This is a genomic window from Chengkuizengella axinellae, from assembly GCF_030730905.1.
GTDB lineage: Bacteria > Bacillota > Bacilli > Paenibacillales > KCTC-33759 > Chengkuizengella > Chengkuizengella axinellae.
The window spans coordinates 1-228 of the sequence record NZ_JAVAMP010000076.1 but is presented as its reverse complement, the minus strand read 5'-3'; the positions used below and the strand labels follow the sequence as shown (position 1 = coordinate 228).

General features: G+C 57.0%; 1 tRNA gene and 1 rRNA gene. Both read left to right on the top strand.

Annotated elements, in window-relative coordinates:
- Positions 1-13 precede the first annotated feature (13 nt).
- A 5S ribosomal RNA gene (rrf, locus tag Q5Y73_RS24740) occupies positions 14-130 on the top strand.
- A gap of 5 nt (positions 131-135) precedes the next feature.
- A tRNA-Ile gene (locus tag Q5Y73_RS24735) sits at positions 136-212 on the top strand.
- The last annotated feature ends 16 nt before the right edge of the window (positions 213-228 follow it).

Sequence of the window (228 nt, the reverse complement as noted above, 5' to 3'; positions counted from 1 at the left end):
GCCACTTTCATCGTTTGGTGATGATGGCGGAGGGGTACCACGCGTTCCCATACCGAACACGACCGTTAAGCCCTCCAGCGCCGATGGTACTTGGACCGCAAGGTCCTGGGAGAGTAGGACGTTGCCAAGCGGTAAGGGCCCTTAGCTCAGCTGGTTAGAGCGCACCCCTGATAAGGGTGAGGTCGGTGGTTCGAGTCCACTAGGGCCCACCATAATATATACCCAAAA